This is a genomic window from Streptomyces sp. NPDC126510 (assembly GCF_040302345.1).
Classification (GTDB): domain Bacteria; phylum Actinomycetota; class Actinomycetes; order Streptomycetales; family Streptomycetaceae; genus Streptomyces.
In genome coordinates, this window is sequence record NZ_JBEORR010000003.1 from 298,382 (window position 1) to 313,257 (window position 14,876).

Annotated in this window: 15 protein-coding genes; 8 read left to right on the plus strand and 7 right to left on the minus strand. The window is 73.1% G+C overall.

Annotated features, from left to right (window positions below; translation table 11 throughout):
- Nucleotides 1-115: 115 nt before the first annotated feature.
- The 3 genes from ABTX60_RS05335 to ABTX60_RS05345 all read right to left on the minus strand — a co-directional run bounded on the left by ABTX60_RS05335 (nucleotide 116) and on the right by ABTX60_RS05345 (nucleotide 2,290).
- Nucleotides 116-1,429 (minus strand): replication-associated recombination protein A, encoded by a 1,314-nt coding sequence (locus ABTX60_RS05335; protein WP_352095718.1) that lies wholly within the window; start codon nucleotides 1,427-1,429, stop codon nucleotides 116-118.
- A gap of 100 nt (nucleotides 1,430-1,529) precedes the next feature.
- The gene (locus tag ABTX60_RS05340) at nucleotides 1,530-1,898 is read right to left on the minus strand and encodes an MmcQ/YjbR family DNA-binding protein (RefSeq protein WP_352095719.1); all 369 of its coding nucleotides are present in this window, start codon (nucleotides 1,896-1,898) and stop codon (nucleotides 1,530-1,532) included.
- Nucleotides 1,895-2,290 carry an MmcQ/YjbR family DNA-binding protein gene (locus ABTX60_RS05345; protein ID WP_352095720.1) on the minus strand — a complete coding sequence of 132 codons (396 nt, stop codon included), beginning with the start codon at nucleotides 2,288-2,290 and terminating at the stop codon, nucleotides 1,895-1,897. Before ABTX60_RS05345 ends, ABTX60_RS05340 begins: the two co-directional genes overlap by 4 nt.
- A gap of 234 nt (nucleotides 2,291-2,524) precedes the next feature.
- Between ABTX60_RS05345 and ABTX60_RS05350 the strand changes: the two genes are divergently transcribed.
- The 4 genes from ABTX60_RS05350 to ABTX60_RS05365 all read left to right on the plus strand — a co-directional run bounded on the left by ABTX60_RS05350 (nucleotide 2,525) and on the right by ABTX60_RS05365 (nucleotide 6,820).
- The gene (locus tag ABTX60_RS05350) at nucleotides 2,525-3,346 is read left to right on the plus strand and encodes a helix-turn-helix domain-containing protein (protein ID WP_352095721.1); all 822 of its coding nucleotides are present in this window, start codon (nucleotides 2,525-2,527) and stop codon (nucleotides 3,344-3,346) included.
- A 410-nt stretch (nucleotides 3,347-3,756) separates the two neighbouring features.
- Nucleotides 3,757-5,193 carry a carboxylesterase family protein gene (locus ABTX60_RS05355; protein WP_352095722.1) on the plus strand — a complete coding sequence of 479 codons (1,437 nt, stop codon included), beginning with the start codon at nucleotides 3,757-3,759 and terminating at the stop codon, nucleotides 5,191-5,193.
- A 39-nt stretch (nucleotides 5,194-5,232) separates the two neighbouring features.
- Entirely contained in the window at nucleotides 5,233-6,255 is a 1,023-nt protein-coding gene (locus ABTX60_RS05360; RefSeq protein WP_352095723.1) for an alcohol dehydrogenase catalytic domain-containing protein, read from the plus strand.
- 133 nt (nucleotides 6,256-6,388) lie between these two features.
- Nucleotides 6,389-6,820 carry a YybH family protein gene (locus tag ABTX60_RS05365; protein ID WP_352095724.1) on the plus strand — a complete coding sequence of 144 codons (432 nt, stop codon included), beginning with the start codon at nucleotides 6,389-6,391 and terminating at the stop codon, nucleotides 6,818-6,820.
- 237 nt (nucleotides 6,821-7,057) lie between these two features.
- Here the strand turns inward: ABTX60_RS05365 and ABTX60_RS05370 are convergent, their stop codons facing one another.
- The 4 genes from ABTX60_RS05370 to ABTX60_RS05385 all read right to left on the minus strand — a co-directional run bounded on the left by ABTX60_RS05370 (nucleotide 7,058) and on the right by ABTX60_RS05385 (nucleotide 9,632).
- Entirely contained in the window at nucleotides 7,058-7,441 is a 384-nt protein-coding gene (locus ABTX60_RS05370) for a hypothetical protein (protein WP_352095725.1), read from the minus strand.
- A complete protein-coding gene (locus ABTX60_RS05375) occupies nucleotides 7,429-8,109 on the minus strand; it encodes a class F sortase (protein WP_352095726.1) in 681 nt (226 codons plus the stop codon). The genes ABTX60_RS05370 and ABTX60_RS05375 overlap by 13 nt, the downstream gene beginning before the upstream one ends.
- Complete coding sequence (locus ABTX60_RS05380; protein WP_352095727.1) at nucleotides 8,102-8,929, minus strand: DUF4397 domain-containing protein; 828 nt, start codon at nucleotides 8,927-8,929, stop codon at nucleotides 8,102-8,104. The genes ABTX60_RS05375 and ABTX60_RS05380 overlap by 8 nt, the downstream gene beginning before the upstream one ends.
- A gap of 97 nt (nucleotides 8,930-9,026) precedes the next feature.
- Nucleotides 9,027-9,632, minus strand: a complete 606-nt coding sequence (locus ABTX60_RS05385; protein ID WP_352095728.1) for a sigma-70 family RNA polymerase sigma factor — start codon at nucleotides 9,630-9,632, stop codon at nucleotides 9,027-9,029.
- A 161-nt stretch (nucleotides 9,633-9,793) separates the two neighbouring features.
- On the opposite strand from ABTX60_RS05385, the gene ABTX60_RS05390 reads away from it, so the two are divergent.
- From ABTX60_RS05390 to ABTX60_RS05405, 4 genes are all read left to right on the plus strand, one after another.
- Nucleotides 9,794-11,110, plus strand: a complete 1,317-nt coding sequence (locus tag ABTX60_RS05390) for a MerR family transcriptional regulator (RefSeq protein ID WP_502992275.1) — start codon at nucleotides 9,794-9,796, stop codon at nucleotides 11,108-11,110.
- A gap of 186 nt (nucleotides 11,111-11,296) precedes the next feature.
- On the plus strand, nucleotides 11,297-12,526 hold the full coding sequence (locus tag ABTX60_RS05395) for a lycopene cyclase family protein (protein WP_352095729.1): 1,230 nt from the start codon (nucleotides 11,297-11,299) through the stop codon (nucleotides 12,524-12,526).
- On the plus strand, nucleotides 12,523-13,254 hold the full coding sequence (locus ABTX60_RS05400) for a class I SAM-dependent methyltransferase (RefSeq protein WP_352095730.1): 732 nt from the start codon (nucleotides 12,523-12,525) through the stop codon (nucleotides 13,252-13,254). The genes ABTX60_RS05395 and ABTX60_RS05400 overlap by 4 nt, the downstream gene beginning before the upstream one ends.
- Nucleotides 13,255-13,352: 98 nt before the next feature.
- Complete coding sequence (locus ABTX60_RS05405; protein WP_352095816.1) at nucleotides 13,353-14,861, plus strand: FAD-dependent oxidoreductase; 1,509 nt, start codon at nucleotides 13,353-13,355, stop codon at nucleotides 14,859-14,861.
- Nucleotides 14,862-14,876 lie beyond the last annotated feature (15 nt).

Sequence of the window (14,876 nt, forward strand, 5' to 3'; positions counted from 1 at the left end):
TGCTGGATAGGTGCTTGATGGGATGAGGCGGGGATGGCGCTCCGAACGCCCCTGGCTGCCTTTCCCGCAGGTACTGGCTGCACGTCACGGACAACTCGGGCGCGCTGTCGGCCGGTCAGCCGCGTTGCCGACGGGCGCGCAGAGCGCTCCAGTGGCGCAGGCGCTCGGTGATCTGGGCTTCGTAGCCGTTGCGGGTGGGCTGGTAATACGTCTCGCGGTCCATGTCGTCGGGGAAGTAGTCGTCACCGGAGAAGCCGTCGGCCGTGTCCGGGTCGTACTGGTAGTCCTTGCCGTAGCCGAGGTCCTTCATCAGCCGGGTCGGGGCGTTGAGGATGTGGGCGGGCGGCATGAGGGAGCCGGTGTGCCGGGCGGATCGGTGTGCTGCGTTGAAGCCGCGGTAGACGCCGATGGACTTGGGGGCGGTGGCGAGGTAGACGACGGCCTGGGCGATCGCCAACTCACCCTCGGGGGAGCCGAGTCGCTCGTAGACGTCCCAGGCGGCGAGGGCCTGTTGGATGGCGTGCGGGTCGGCCATGCCGATGTCCTCGTTCGCGAAGCGGACCAGGCGGCGGGCCACGAACAGCGGGTCCTCGCCGCCGTCGAGCATGCGGGCGAGCCAGTACAGGGCCGCGTCCGGATCGGAGCCGCGCATCGACTTGTGCAGCGCCGAGATGAGGTTGTAGTGGCCCTCCTGCGCCTTGTCGAACAGCGGGGCCCGCTGCTGGATGTGATGGGCGAGCCCGGCGGTGTCCAGGGGAGTCCCGGTGTCCGGGAGGGCCTGGAGTTGTTCGGCCATGTTGAGGAGGTAGCGGCCGTCGCCGTCGGCCATGGCGATCAGGGCGCGGCGGGCGTCATCGTTCAGAGGCAGATGGTGGCCGGTGAGCTGCTCGGCGCGGTCGAGGAGCGTGGACAGCGCTGCCTCGTCGAGGCGTTTGAGGACGAGGACCTGGGTGCGGGAGAGGAGGGCGCCGTTGAGCTCGAAGCTCGGGTTCTCCGTGGTGGCGCCGATCAGGGTGACGGTGCCGTCCTCGACGTACGGCAGGAAGCTGTCCTGCTGGGCCCGGTTGAAGCGGTGGATCTCGTCGACGAACAGCAGGGTGCCCTGACCGATGCCGCGTCGGCTTCGTGCGGCGGCGAAGACCTTGCGCAGCTCGGCCACGCCGGAGAAGGTGGCCGACACCGGTTCGAAGGCCAGGCGACCGGCGTCCGCGAGGAGCCGGGCGATGGTGGTCTTGCCGACGCCGGGCGGGCCCCACAGGACGGCGGAGCTGAGGCGCTGCTGGGCGACCATGCGGCCCAGCGGGGCGTCCGGGGCAAGGAGGTGGTCCTGCCCGACGACATCTTCCAGCCGGGTGGGGCGCAGGCGGTCGGCGAGGGGCCGGGCGGGCTCCTCGCCGAAGAGCGGCAGGGTCGCTTCGGTCGGTTCCATCGGTCTCTCGGGTCGGAGGCGGACGTGTGCGGAAGCGGCGAGCCTTGCACGGGGCACTGACAGGCGTCGGCTCAGCCACTCGTGGGGAGGCTCGCGGAGCTCATCGAGCCCCGGGGCGGTCGCGTCGCGGCAGCGCCTCGACGACCAGGTCGTAGGAATTCTCGACCGCGTCGGTGACCAGTCGCTCGGTGATGCCGGGGCCTGGTCCCAGGGAGATCCAGTGCCGTTTGTCGAGGTAGCGGCCCGGTGTGATCGAGGCGTGGCCGCGTACGTGCGCGCGGGCGTGTTCGGGTTCGCACTTGACCGTGATGATCTGCTCGTCCGGGTCGTCGGTGACGATCAGGAACACTTTCCCCGCGACCTTGTACACGTCGAGTCCGGGGGTGAAGGGGTATCCGTGGCTGACGTCGGGGAGGGCCAGGGCAGCCTGGCGGGCGGTGTGCTGGAGCTGGTCACCGGCCGCGCTCACCGGCCCGCCCGGGTGCCGGTGCCGTAGGTGTGCGGGTCGACGGGCTGCTCGGCCCTGGGCAGGTGGGCGACGACGAGCCGGTAGGAGTCGGTGACGAGTTCCTCGACCAGCTTCTTGTCGACGCCTTCCCCGCCCTCCAGGGTGATCCAGTGCCTCTTGTTCATGTGGTAGCCGGGGGTGATGTGGCTGTACTGCTCCCGCAGGGCGTGGGCCTCGCCCGGGTCCGCCTTGAGGATCACGACGGGACGCCCCGGGACCTCGGTCATCAGCATGAACACTTTGCCGCGCACCTTGAAGACCTCCCAGTCGGGGCCGAAGGGGTGCTCCAGCTGGGCTCCGGGGAGTTCCTCCGCGCAGTCGGCGGCGGTCTTGTGCAGGGCCGATCCGTTCATGGGTGGTGAGCCTTCCCAGGTGGTGACGGACTGTGACATCGAAGGAGGCGCAGGGCGCGCCGCGCGGGCGCGCCGGCACGTCCCATCCTTCCGTCGAAGCCGACTGGAATGGCGGTAGGCTGCGGACACGTGATGGTCGACAAGCGACACTCAGGGCCCCGCAGGCAGGCCGGACCGGCTGCGGTTCCGCTGTACGGTTTCCAGCCCCCGGTCGGTACTCCCTACGGCCTTGAAGTGAGTACCGTCGAGGATTTCTTTGCCCAGCACGACGACTGGCCGTGGAACCCGCCCCGTCCGGGCCGTGCCACCTTCCACTACCTGATCCTGGTCACCGAGGGCGAGCTGCGGCACGACGTCGACTACGTCACGCGGACCGTCGCCCCCGGCCAGTGGCTGTGGGTGCGTCCCGGGCACGCGCAGTGCTGGCATCCTCCCGGCGCAGCCCGCGGCCCCTTCATCCTGTTCGAGCCGGACGTGCTGCGGCCCGACATCGCCCGTCTCCTGGCCCCGCTCACCGGGCACGAGGCCCCCGCCGTGCTGAGCCCGCACCCCGACGACACCGCCTGGCTCCACCAGACCGCGCTCCAGCTCCTCGACGAACACCGCGCACTCGGGCGCCGCCCCCTCGACATCCACCACGCCCTGCGCCGCAGCCTGCTCGAATCCCTGCTGCTGCGCCTGGCCAGCTCCCCGGGCATCGCCCCCGTCGGCACGGCCAGGGCCAACACGGGCCGCACCGACAGGTACGGACGCTTCCTGGACGCCCTGGAGCTGCACTTCCGTGAACTGCACCGGGCCGCGGACTACGCAGAGTTGCTCGGCTGCTCGGTCCGCACCCTCAGCCGCGCCGCACGGGACGCCACCGGCAAGGGCGTGCGTGAACTCATCGACGAGCGGCGCCTCCTGGAAGCCCGGCGCCTGCTGGGCGGCGCCCGGTGGGACGCCCGGGCCGTGGCCGTCCACCTCGGCTTCACCGATCCCGCGAACTTCGGCCGCTTCTTCCGCGACCGCACCGGTCTCACCCCCGCCGTCTACGCGGCCGGCGACACCCCGTGAGCGGAGCGCGGCGGCTGACCGACCTCTGACCGCCCGCGGGCCGGCCACCTTGCCGGGGCCCGGCTTGCGGTGGGTGGCGAACACCGGGTCGCGCACTGCCCTCTGGCTTTCAGTCCGGCCGACAGGGCCCGGCCCTCAGGCCGTTCGCCGCACCGCTGAGGCTCGCCCTCGACGGCAGCTCACCGGTGCCGCGGCCCCATGCGGTGCCCGCTCGGCTGGCTTCCCAAGGTCCTCCGGGCCCGCCGATGGCAGACCCCACAAGCATTGGAAGTGTCACCTGCTGACCACCAGGTGACCGCTGCGCGCCGGGCGTTTTGTCGTATCCCGGGAAACGATGGGAGACGTCACCGCGAGCAACCAGCCGCCGAAACACCGCGCGAAACGCCCGAACCGCGCTGGAAGGACACGTCATGACCGCTACCGTTCCCAAGGCTCCGACTGCACCAGGGGTGCGGTCCTGGTGGGGGATTCCGTACGCCACCGCCGAGCGGTACCGCCGCCCCGTGGTCGCGGACTTCGATCCGGACCTTCCCTACGACCGCAAGGGCGTCGTCTCGATCCAGCCCGACAGCGGGGACTGGCTCGAGGCGGACAACGGGATGGGTGAGGACTGCCTGAACCTGAACGTGTGGGCCCCCGAGCAGCCGGCCGGCAAGGCGCTCCCGGTGACCGTGTATGTCCACGGCGGCGGATTCGAGGTCGGCGCGAACACGCAGATCACCTCGAACGCCTCAGGTCTCGCCGCGTCCGGGCGGATGGTGGGCGTGTCGGTCAACTACCGGCTCGGTGCCCTGGGCCCGCTCTCGCTCTCGCAGTACGGCGGGAAGCTCGCCGAGGCCAGCAACCTCTTCCTCCAGGACATCATCGCCGCGCTGACCTGGATCCAGCGGAACATCGCCCAGTTCGGCGGCGACCCCGACAACGTAACGGTCTACGGACACAGTGCCGGCGCCTACTCCACCTTCGGGCTGCTGGGAGCCTCCTCCGCCGACGGCCTGTACCGGCGGCTGGCCGGGTTCTCCGGCGGGCCCGCGCGCAGCATCCCGGCCTGGTGGGCCGAGGAACTCGCGCACCTGTTCGTCACCGAACTCGGCGTGGCGGACAACCCGGAGAAGCTGCTCGATCTCGACCCGTTCTCCTTGCGGGACGCCCTGCGCAAGGTCGCCCCGACGGACCTCGGAGTCCGCGGCGGGGTGGACAACAAGGCCACCGGCGTCGTCCTGGACATCGGGCAGCCGGGCGCGGTGGTGCACGCGCACCCGATGGACGTCCTCGCCACGGGCGCGCACCGCAACGTCGACATCCTGCTGAGTATGGCCAGCGACGACATGGGCTGGTGGGTGGCGAACGACCTCGACCGCTTCGACCCGGGCACCGTCGACCGCGTCGTCGACGAGGTCGCGGGGTGGCGTATTTCCCGCTCCCGCGCGCAGAAGATCGTCGACGCCTACGACCGGGGCGGCCGTACCCCGGCCGAGGTCCGCGCCGCGGTCATGGCGGACTACCTCTTCGCGATCCCGGCCGCCCGCGGCGCCCTGGCCCACGCCGCTGCCGGCGGCAATGCCCACCTCCTCCTGATCGGCCCCGCCGAGGGCGCGCCCGCCGTGCACGGCACCGAGATGTACGCCCTGGTCGGCCAGGAACGGCCGGGCCGCAGCGCCGAGCAGGCGGAGCGTGACACCCGTATCCGCGACATCGTCCTCGACTTCGCCACCGGCGAGCACTCCCGCCTGTGGCCCGCCGTCACGGACAAGCCCACCGCGGGAACCGTCGGCAACTCTCCCTTCGAGGGCACCGCCCACTACCAGCAGGTCCTCCACCTGTGGGAAGGCATCGACCGTCCCTGACGGCCCGGCACGCAGAACAAGCAGAACAAGGAGTACGACATGAGCCACCCCACAGCGGCCGATGCCGCCGCGCCGGCGACGATGCGGGCCGTCGTCGTCACCCGGCCCGGCGGCCTGGAAGCGCTGGAGATCAAGGATGTCCCGGTGCCCGTCCGCAAGCCCGGCTGGGTGCGGATCAAGGTCAAGGCGTTCGGTGTCAACGAATCCGAGGTCACCACCCGCAAGGGCGAGTCGGACGCGGTGGTCACCTATCCGCGCGTTCCCGGTATCGAGGGCGTCGGCGTGGTCGATGAGGCCGACGAGGACAGCGGGCTGCGGCCGGGCCAGCAGGTGGCCACCATGATGGGCGGCATGGGCCGCTCGTACGACGGCGCGTATGCCCAGTACGTGACCGTCCCCGCGGCGCAGGTCATCCCGTTCGAGACCCGCCTGCCGTGGGAGGTCGTCGGTGCGCTTCCGGAGATGTTCCAGACCGCCTACGGATCGCTGACCACCGGCCTGGACCTCAAGGCCGGGCAGACGCTGCTGATCCGCGGCGGCACCTCCACGGTCGGGCTGAGCGCGGCCACGATCGCGAAGGACCTCGGCGCCACCGTCATCTCCACCACCCGCAGCGAGGCGAGGGCCGGGGAACTGCGGGCGGCGGGCGTCGACCACCCCCTCGTCGACAACGGCACCCTCGCCGACCAGGTGCGCGAGCTGTTCCCGGACGGTGTGGACGCCGCACTGGAACTGGTGGGCTGCTCGGTCCTCGCCGACACCCTCCGTACCGTCCGCCGGCACGGCACCGTCTGCTTCACCGGAGCCCTGGCGGGCCAGTGGACGATCCCCGACTTCACCCCGTTCATGATCCCGGGCGGGGTGCGCCTGACCTCCTACGGCGGTCAGGCCGCCGACCTCCCGGCCGACGTCTTCGCCCACCAGCTTCAGGACATAGCCGAAGGACGCCTCAACGTCCGGGTCGCGAAGGTCTACCACGGCCTGGAGCAGGCCCGTGACGCCCAGGCCGACGTCGAGTCCGGCACCACGCCGGGCAAGCACGTCGTCGTGCTGGACGACTGAGACCTGGACGACTGAGACCCGGGCCCCTGAGAGACCCGGGCGGCTGAGAAACGACGACCAACCACCCCCGATGCCCGCCGGTCGACAACGGCCGGCCCCAGCATCCGTAAGAGAGACCGGCAAAGGAACTGACATGGGCGTCGACAGGGCGGAGATCAGCACGACCATCCTGGAGTTGGAGAAGTCCTTCAACGAACGGTGGAGTATCGGCGACAACCGCGGCTACCTCGACAACTACGCCGAGGAGGTCAGCTACTTCGATCCGATCCTCGAGGAACTGGTCGTGGGACGCGACAAGGTCATCGCACACATCGAGTCGATCTACTCGAACCCGCACATCGTGCGCAGTGAGTACCTCAACCCGGCGGTGAGCGTCGCCGACAGCGGTGACTTCGCGGTCCTGGCCTACAACCTGAACACCTACGTCCTCGACGACGACGGCAGCGAACGGCAGCTGCGCGCCTGGAACGCCACCGAGGCGTACCGGCTGATCGACGGCGAGTGGCACATCGTGCACTCCCACTGGGCGTTCCCGCAGACCGCGACGACAGCCGTCGCCTCCTGACGGCAAAGGGGCCTCCGCCGCGTTTCCGTCACGCCCGCCAGGCGGCCCTGGCCCTCCCCGACGTCAGCCACGGATACCGCTTCACCCCCGGACTCGACGTGTACAAGGTCGCGGGCAAGGTGTTCCTGATCGTCACAGGTCGTACCGAGTGTGCCATGTGTACACAACTGCTCCGCAGGCCCTGCGGGTGTCGGCCGAGCGCTGCGGTGTCGCGTGGCTCGGGCGCTCCGTCCGGCCCTAGCGGATGACCCTGCACCGCACGACTCTCGAGCGTTCGTGCAGGCAGCGGAGGGCTACGGCTGCGCCGACGGTGGTGGCGAGGGCGAGCACAGCCAGGACGGCCCGCGTCCTGCGGTCCAGGACGCGCGGGGGTGGCTCGGGAGTGTTCGTCTCGGGGGAGATGCCTCTGCTGATCCGCCGCCAGACGCGTTCCGGGGGTGCTGTCGGCAGGTCCACCAGTCGCGCGGTGCGGGCCGCGTTCACCAGGCGGGTCAGGACGCGGAGTTCGTCACGGCAGCGGGCGCACTGGTCGACGTGACGCAGGGCCTCGGTGTCGGCCTCGGTCGGGGTGGCGTTGCCCAGCGCCAGTTCCACCAGGTGCGCGGGCTCTACGTGGGCCACTGCACCCTCCCGGACTTCACGGGCTCCGCCGTGACGACGAGGTTGGACAGGTAGCCGCCCCGCTCGGGGACGAACGGGGGCGCGCAGGTGATGAGCGTGAGGACCGGGGCACCGGTGCGGCGGAACGTCGAGGACGGCAGCTCGTCCTTGGGGACGGTGACGCGTGAGACGACGCGGTACCGCACCGGTTCCGCCCCGGCTCGCCGTACCTCCACGCGGTCCCCCCGCCGTACGCCGTACAGCGCGGCGAATTCGCCGATGGCTCCGGTGTCGCCGTCCACATGGCCGACGAGCACCGCCGAACCCGAAGCGCTGCCCGGCGCCGGGCCGTAGCGGTACCAGCCGGCCACGGACGGCTCGTCGGGGACCGCCATCTCGCCCCGGTCCGTCACGCCCACCGGGGTGACCCGGGCATCGACGCCCGCCTGGGGCAGCAGGACGCGGCGGGGTGGCGGGGCCGGTGCCGTCCACGGTGCCGTCTTCGTCGTCGAGTCGGTCGTTTGCCCGGACGGCGCGGTCGTCGGGTCGGCTGTCCGCCCGGACCGGCCGGCCGTGAAGTCGGGGGGCGGTGCGGCCGGTTGCGACGGCCCGGCCGGGAGACCGAGGGCGGCTGCCAGGGCGGCAGCCGCCAGTGTCGGTCCCGCCGGCCGGCGCGCGCCGTCAGCCACGTCGGCGGGCGACCCGGCGGGCCACCAGCAGGCCCGCCACCGTGACCGCTCCGGCCCCGGCGGCCCAGGCCGGGCCGAGGTCGGAGGAGTTCGGTGCGACGGCGGCACCGCTGCCACCCGCGGGGACGCCGCGGGGCGACGACGCCATGCCGCTGAACGTCTGGGTCGCCAGGGCCAGGTTCTTGTCGGCGGCGCTGCCCCAGGCGTAGACGACGTTGCTCGTGCCCTCGCCGAGCTTCAGGTCGGCCGGGCCGATGGCCACGGTGTCCGTACCGGCCAGCACCACATCGGTGTTGAGGGTGCCCGCGTCGACCTCGGCTGTGTCCTCCTTCGGGTTGGTCAGGTTGCTGAAGACGGGCTGTCCGCCGGCCCGGACGTCGACGGCCGGGGCTGCCGCGACATGGCGGACCGTCAGACGGGCCTTGCCGGCGTCCACCTGGGAGACGTCGTTGGTGAAGGCCGTCAACTCCGGTTCGCCGTCGGCGGAGAGGTGGGCGGCGACCGTGGCGTTCGCGCCCTCGGGCACCTGGATCTTCTTCTCCAGGGCCGGAGTTCCACCGGGATCCTTGCCCGCTTCGAAGATCTTGATGTCGTAGGTGCCGGCGTCGAGGGACTTGGGGTCCGTCACCGTGCCGGGCTTGAAGTCGCCGATCAGCTCGTCGCCGTTGGCGTACACGTCCACGGTCATGCCGGGGATGCCGTGGAAGACGGACACCATGGCCTGGTTCTGCTGTTCGGCCAGGGCGGGAGCGGAAACGCCGAGGGCCAGGGCACAGGCTCCGGCCGAGGCGGCGATGGCGATGCGGGTGTGGGAGGTCATGGGAATCATCCCTTCGAACGGAGGCTCCGTACGGTGCGGAGTCCCGGTCCTGTTTTCAGGTGTGGGGGCCGCCGCGGATGCGCGTACGGCGGCACCGCTACAGGTCCGCTTCGGCGGCCCGGGGCTGCTCGATCACCATGCGCAGCCGGTGCAGGCCGCGGCGGGCGTGGCTCTTGACGGTCCCCAGGGGCATCCCGGTCCGCTCCGCGATCTGCGCCTGGGTCAGGTCCTCGTAGAAGGCCATGCACAGCACCTCCCGCTGGTGGCGCGGCAGCCGTGCCAGGGCGTCGACCAGCAGCACCCGGTCCAGGACGCGGTCCGGTGCCGCCTCGTCGGGGCCGGTGGTGTCCGCGTCGCGGCCGGCCGAGTCGATGAGCGTCAGCCGTCGCGTCCGGGCCGCCAGCGCGTCGACGATCTTGCGGCGCGTGATGCCGACCAGCCAGGCGCCGAGCGGACCCCGTTCGGGGCGGAAGCCCGCCCGGCCGTTCCAGGCGCCGAGGAAGACCTGCTGGGTCACGTCCTCCGCCTCGTGGGTGTCGCCGAGCAGTCGGGTGGCCATGGTGTGGACGAGCGAGCCCCAGCGCCGGTAGATCGCGGCGAACGCCTCCTCGTCGGCGGCGACGAGGCCACGGGCCAGCTCTTCCTCGTACCGCGTTTCCTCCGCTGGTGCGGCCGGGGCGGTGAGTCGCGTGTTCGTGATCATGGCCTGGTTCCTCCTGCAGTGCGTCGTGCGGGGACGGAAGGCCGTCTGCCGAACCGCACCGGTCGCGCTGTGTGAGCCGCGCCCGTGCGCTCCAGGCCAGTGTTCGGTGCACAAACGACGCGGCTCAACATGCGTCGTTTGTGCGTCGTACAGTCGGGGGTATGGGTGCACACGAACGGGACAGCCAGGGCCGCGGACCCCAGAGCGCGCCGGCCGGCGTCGGACTGACCACGGGGGAGGTGGCCAGGCGGCTGGGGGTCGCTCCGACGACGGTCCGCACCTGGGACCGCCGCTACGGCCTCGGACCCGAGGCGCACACCGGTGGCCGGCACCGTCGGTGGACCCCGTCGGACGTGGCCCGGCTGGAGCGGATGTGCGCCCTGACCGCGACCGGGATACCCCCCGCCGAGGCGGCCCGCGCGGTACTCGGCGAAACGACGCAGGAGGCGACTCAGGAAGCGACTCAGGCGGGCCCGGCCGCCGGAGCGACGCAGACACCGGCTTCCGCGGGGCCGGCAGCCCGGGCGACGCAGGCGCCGGCTCCCGCCGGTCGGGACGGCCGTCGCGACCAGCCGGGAGGCCCCGCCGCCCGAACGGCGCAGGAGGCGGACCCGGCCGGGCCGGCTGCCCCGGGAGCCGTCCCGGCCCCGGGCGGGTGGGACACCGGGGCGTCACCGGGAACGGGGCCGGCGGACCCGGAGCGGACGCCCGCCGACACAGCACCGCGACCGTCGGACAGCACCCCTGCCCCCGTCCTCACCGGCACCCCGGTCCCCACAGCCACCGGCACCCCCACCACCACCGCCATCCGCAGCCGCGCAGGCAGCGGGCTGCGCCTCGGTGACGTGCGCCAGGAATGCAAGGGCATCGCCCGTGCCGCACTGCGCCTCGACGCCCCCGCCCTGGACGACCTGCTCCAGTCCGCGATCGCCGAGCACGGGCTGATCGCCGCCTGGACCGAGGTGATCATGCCGACCCTCCAGGCGGTCGGCCGCAAGTGGGAGAGCTCGGGCGAGAGGTACGTCGAGGTCGAGCACTTCCTGTCCTGGCACGTCTCCGGCGCACTGCGGAGGGGTGCCCCGGCCGCGGCCCCCGACCGCCCGGGCGCGACCGTCGTGCTCGCCTGTGTGCCGGGGGAGAACCACACGCTGCCCCTGGAGGTGCTGGCCGCCGCACTGGCCGAACGCGGTCTGCCGGTGCGGATGTTCGGCGGCGCCCTGCCCGTGGAGTCACTCGTCACAGCCGTCCGCAGAACGGGGCCGGCGGCGGTGGGACTGTGGGCGCAGTCCCGGACGACCGCCAGCCGTCCGCTGGCCCAGCACGTGGCCGCGATGGAGTGGGGGGTGCGCGGGGCCCGCCGCAAGCCGGTCGTCCTGACGATAGGGCCGGGCTGGACCGGCCGGACCGTTCCCGGCCTGCCGCGTCCGACGGGGCTGGCCGAGGCCGTCGCCGTTCTGGAGTCGGTCGTGTCACGGTGAGTCCGGCCGTCGGGGCGACCGTCACGGTGACTCCGGCCGACGGCATCCATGGCGTGGTGCCTTCCAACCGACCGCATCCGACTGCATCCGAACACGGCCGACGGCCGGAAGCGGTGAACGGACAGAACACAGTCGACGATGTGGCCGGGAGCGGGGTGCGGGGATGGGCGGCGTGTGGTGGGCCCGGTGAGCCAGGGGTCCGTCGGCGCGCCGGACGTGGTGATCCTCGGAGGCGGTGCCGCGGGCCTCAGTCTCGCGTACCGGCTGGTCGAGACGGCCGTCGCGACCGTGACCGTGGTGGAGCCGCCGGACGGCCCCGCGCGCCCGGCGGAGCGGACCTGGTGCTACTGGGACCAGGGCGACGGCGACGACAGTGACGACGGCTTCGGCGAAGCGGTCGCCGCCACCTGGCCCCTGCTGCGGGTACACGACCCCGACGGCAGCCCGCTCACCGTCGATCCGGCCCCCGCCCGCTACCGCATGGTGCGTTCCACGGCGTTCGAACAGCTGGTGCACGCGCGGCTGGCGCGCTCGCCCGGCGGACGGCTGCTGCGCGCGACCGCGCACACCGTGCGCGACGTGCCCGGAGGCGCCGAGGTCCGCTGCACGGCACCCGGCGGCCGGACCCTGACCCTGCGCGCCCGGCTCGTGTTCGACTCGCGGCCCCTGCGCGCCCTGCCACCGGCCCGGACGCAGCTGCTGCAGCACTTCCGCGGCTGGTTCGTGCGCACCCGCACCCACCGGTTCGACCCGGCGGTCGCCGACCTCATGGACTTCCGGGTGCCCCAGCCGCGGCACGGCCTCGCCTTCGGCTACGTCCTTCCGCTGGCCCCGGACCGGGCGCTCGTCGAGTACACCGAGTTCTCCCGGACCCCGCTGGCGACGGCGGCGTACGAGGCGGCGCTCGGTCACTACGCCCGTGAGGTGCTGGGCCTGGGCGAGTTCGCCGTGGAGAGCGCCGAACAGGGCATCATCCCCATGACCGACGCCCGCTTCCCCCGGCGGACCGGTACGGCCGTCTTCCGCATCGGGACGGCGGGCGGCGCCACCCGCCCCGCCACCGGCTACACCTTCGCGGCCGTACAGCGGCACAGCCGGGCCGTCGCCTCCGCTCTGCGGGACGGCCGCGCCGTCGTGCCCGCGCCGCACGGGCGGCGGGCGCTCGCCATGGACGCGGTGCTGCTGCGGGCCCTGGACACCGGCCGGATCGACGGCCCCGCGTTCTTCACCGGCCTCTTCCGCCGGACCCCGGCCCACCGCCTGCTGCGCTTCCTCGACGGCGCCACCTCGCTCCGGGAGGAGTGGGGCATCGGACTGCGCACCCCGGTGGGCCCGATGCTGCGCACCGCGCTCGAGGTGCCCTTCCTGCCCCGCCGCACCCACCCCGCCCCAGGAACCGGAGAGAGCCACCGATGACCCTGCTGCGCGACCGCGACCTGGCCCGCGCCTTCGACCACGCCTCCCGCACCTACGACCGCCTCACCGGCCTCAACCCGGGCTACCGCGCCGACCTGCTGCGCTCGGCCCGCCGGCTGAGGCTCCCGGAGGACGGGGCCGGGCTGCACCTGCTCGACCTCGGCTGCGGCACCGGCGCCTCCACCCGGGCCCTGCTGCGGGCCGCGCCCCGTGCGCGGATCACCGCGGTGGACGCCTCCGCCGGCATGCTGCGGCGGGCGGAAACCAAGCCCTGGCCCGACAGCGTGCGCTTCCTGCACCTGAGCGCCGAGGAGCTGGCGACGGCCGGTGCGGGGCCGTTCGACGCGGTCTTCGCCGCCTACCTGTTCCGCAACGTCTCCGACCCGGACGCCGTCCTCGGCACGGTGCGCGGACTGCTGCGGCCGGGCGGGAGGCTCGCCGTCCACGAGTACAGCCTCGGCGGCTCGCCCGCACACCGCGCGCTGTGGACGGCCGTGTGCCAGGGCGTGATCATCCCGGCGGGCACGCTCACCGGTGACCGGGCCCTGTACCGGCACCTGTGGCACAGCGTCCTCGACTTCGACACGGCTTCCGACTTCGCCGAGCGGCTGACCCGGGCCGGGTTCGCGGGCGCGCGGGCCCTGCCCCTCGCCGGGTGGCAGACCGGCATCACGCACACGTTCGTCGCCCGCAACGGATCTGCCGCGGCCGGGGAGGCCACCCGATGAGCTCCCGGGAGAGCACACCGAAGAGCACGCCCGGGAGCCGCTCGACGAGCACCCGTCCGGCCGCCCGCCGAGGCCGGGACCGCAAGGCCGAGGTCCTGATGCCGGCGCCGGGCCGGGACCGGTTCGGGCCCGGGGACGCACCGTCCGTGGCGGTGGTGGGCGGCGGCATCGCCGGACTCGCCGCGGCCACCGGACTGGCCGAACGCGGCGCCCGGGTGACCCTCTACGAACGCGAGGACTCCCTGGGCGGCCGCCTCGCCGGGTACCGCACCCGGCTGGCCGACGGCTCCGAGGTGACCATGAGCCGCGGCTTCCACGCCTTCTTCCGGCAGTACTACAACCTGCGCGGCCTGCTGCGCCGTACCGACCCCGCCCTCGCCCGGCTCACCCCCCTGCCCGACTACCCCCTGCGGCACAGCGGCGGACTCACCGACAGCTTCGCCCGCGTCCCGCGCACCCCGCCCCTGAGCGCCCTCGGCTTCGTCGCCCTCAGCCCCACCTTCGGCTGGCGCGACCTCACCGCCCTGGACGCCCGGGCGGCGCTGCCGCTGACGGACGTGCGCGTGCCCGGGGTGTACACACGCTTCGACGACCTCGGCGCGACCGCCTTCCTGGAACGCGTCCGCTTCCCCGAGGCCGCGCACCACCTGGCCTTCGAGGTGTTCTCACGCAGCTTCTTCGCCGACCCGCGCGAGCTCTCCGCCGCGGAACTGATGCTGATGTTCCACATCTACTTCCTCGGCTCCTCGGAAGGGCTGCTCTTCGACGTGCCCGACGAGCCCTTCCCGCAGGCCCTGTGGGAGCCGCTCGGCGACTACCTCCGGCGGCTCGGCGCGACCGTCCGCACCGGCACCCCCGTGGCAGGCGTCGACCCCGCCGGCACCGGCGGAGCCGAGGTGCGCACCGGCACCGGCACCGACCGGCACGACGCCGTGGTGCTCGCCCTCGACACCGGGGGACTGCGCCGGGTCGTCGCCGCCTCACCGGCCCTCGGCACCGCCCCCTGGCGCGACGGCGTCGCCGCCCTGCGCACCGCCCCGCCGTTCCTCGTCTCGCGGCTCTGGCTCGACCGGCCGGTCCGCGCCGACCGCCCCGGCTTCCTCGGCACCAGCGGCTACGACGGCCTCGACAACATCAGCGTCCTGGAACGCTTCGAGGGCGAGGCCGCACGCTGGGCCGAGAAGCACGGGGGTTCCGTGGTGGAACTCCACGCCTACGCCGTCACCCCCGGTGCGGACCCGGGGGCCGTGCAGGACGCGCTGCTCGGGCAGTTGCGCCGGGTGTACCCGGAGACAGGCCGGGCGCGGGTCGTCGACGCCCGGCACGAGTGGCGCTCGGACTGCCCGCTCTTCCCGGTCGGCACCCACCACCGGCGGCCCACGGTGCGGACCCCGCACCCGTGGCTGACACTGGCCGGCGACGGGCTCCGCTGCGACCTGCCCGTCGCCCTGATGGAACGCGCCGCCACCACGGGCTTCCTGGCGTCCAACGCCCTGCTCGCCGGGTGGGGCGTCCGCGGCCAGGTGCTGTGGACCGTGCCACGGGCGGGCCGCTCCCCGGTGCTGCGGGCACTCGGCGCGCTCGCGGGACGTCCGGCGCGCCGATGACGCCGGGCCGCCGGA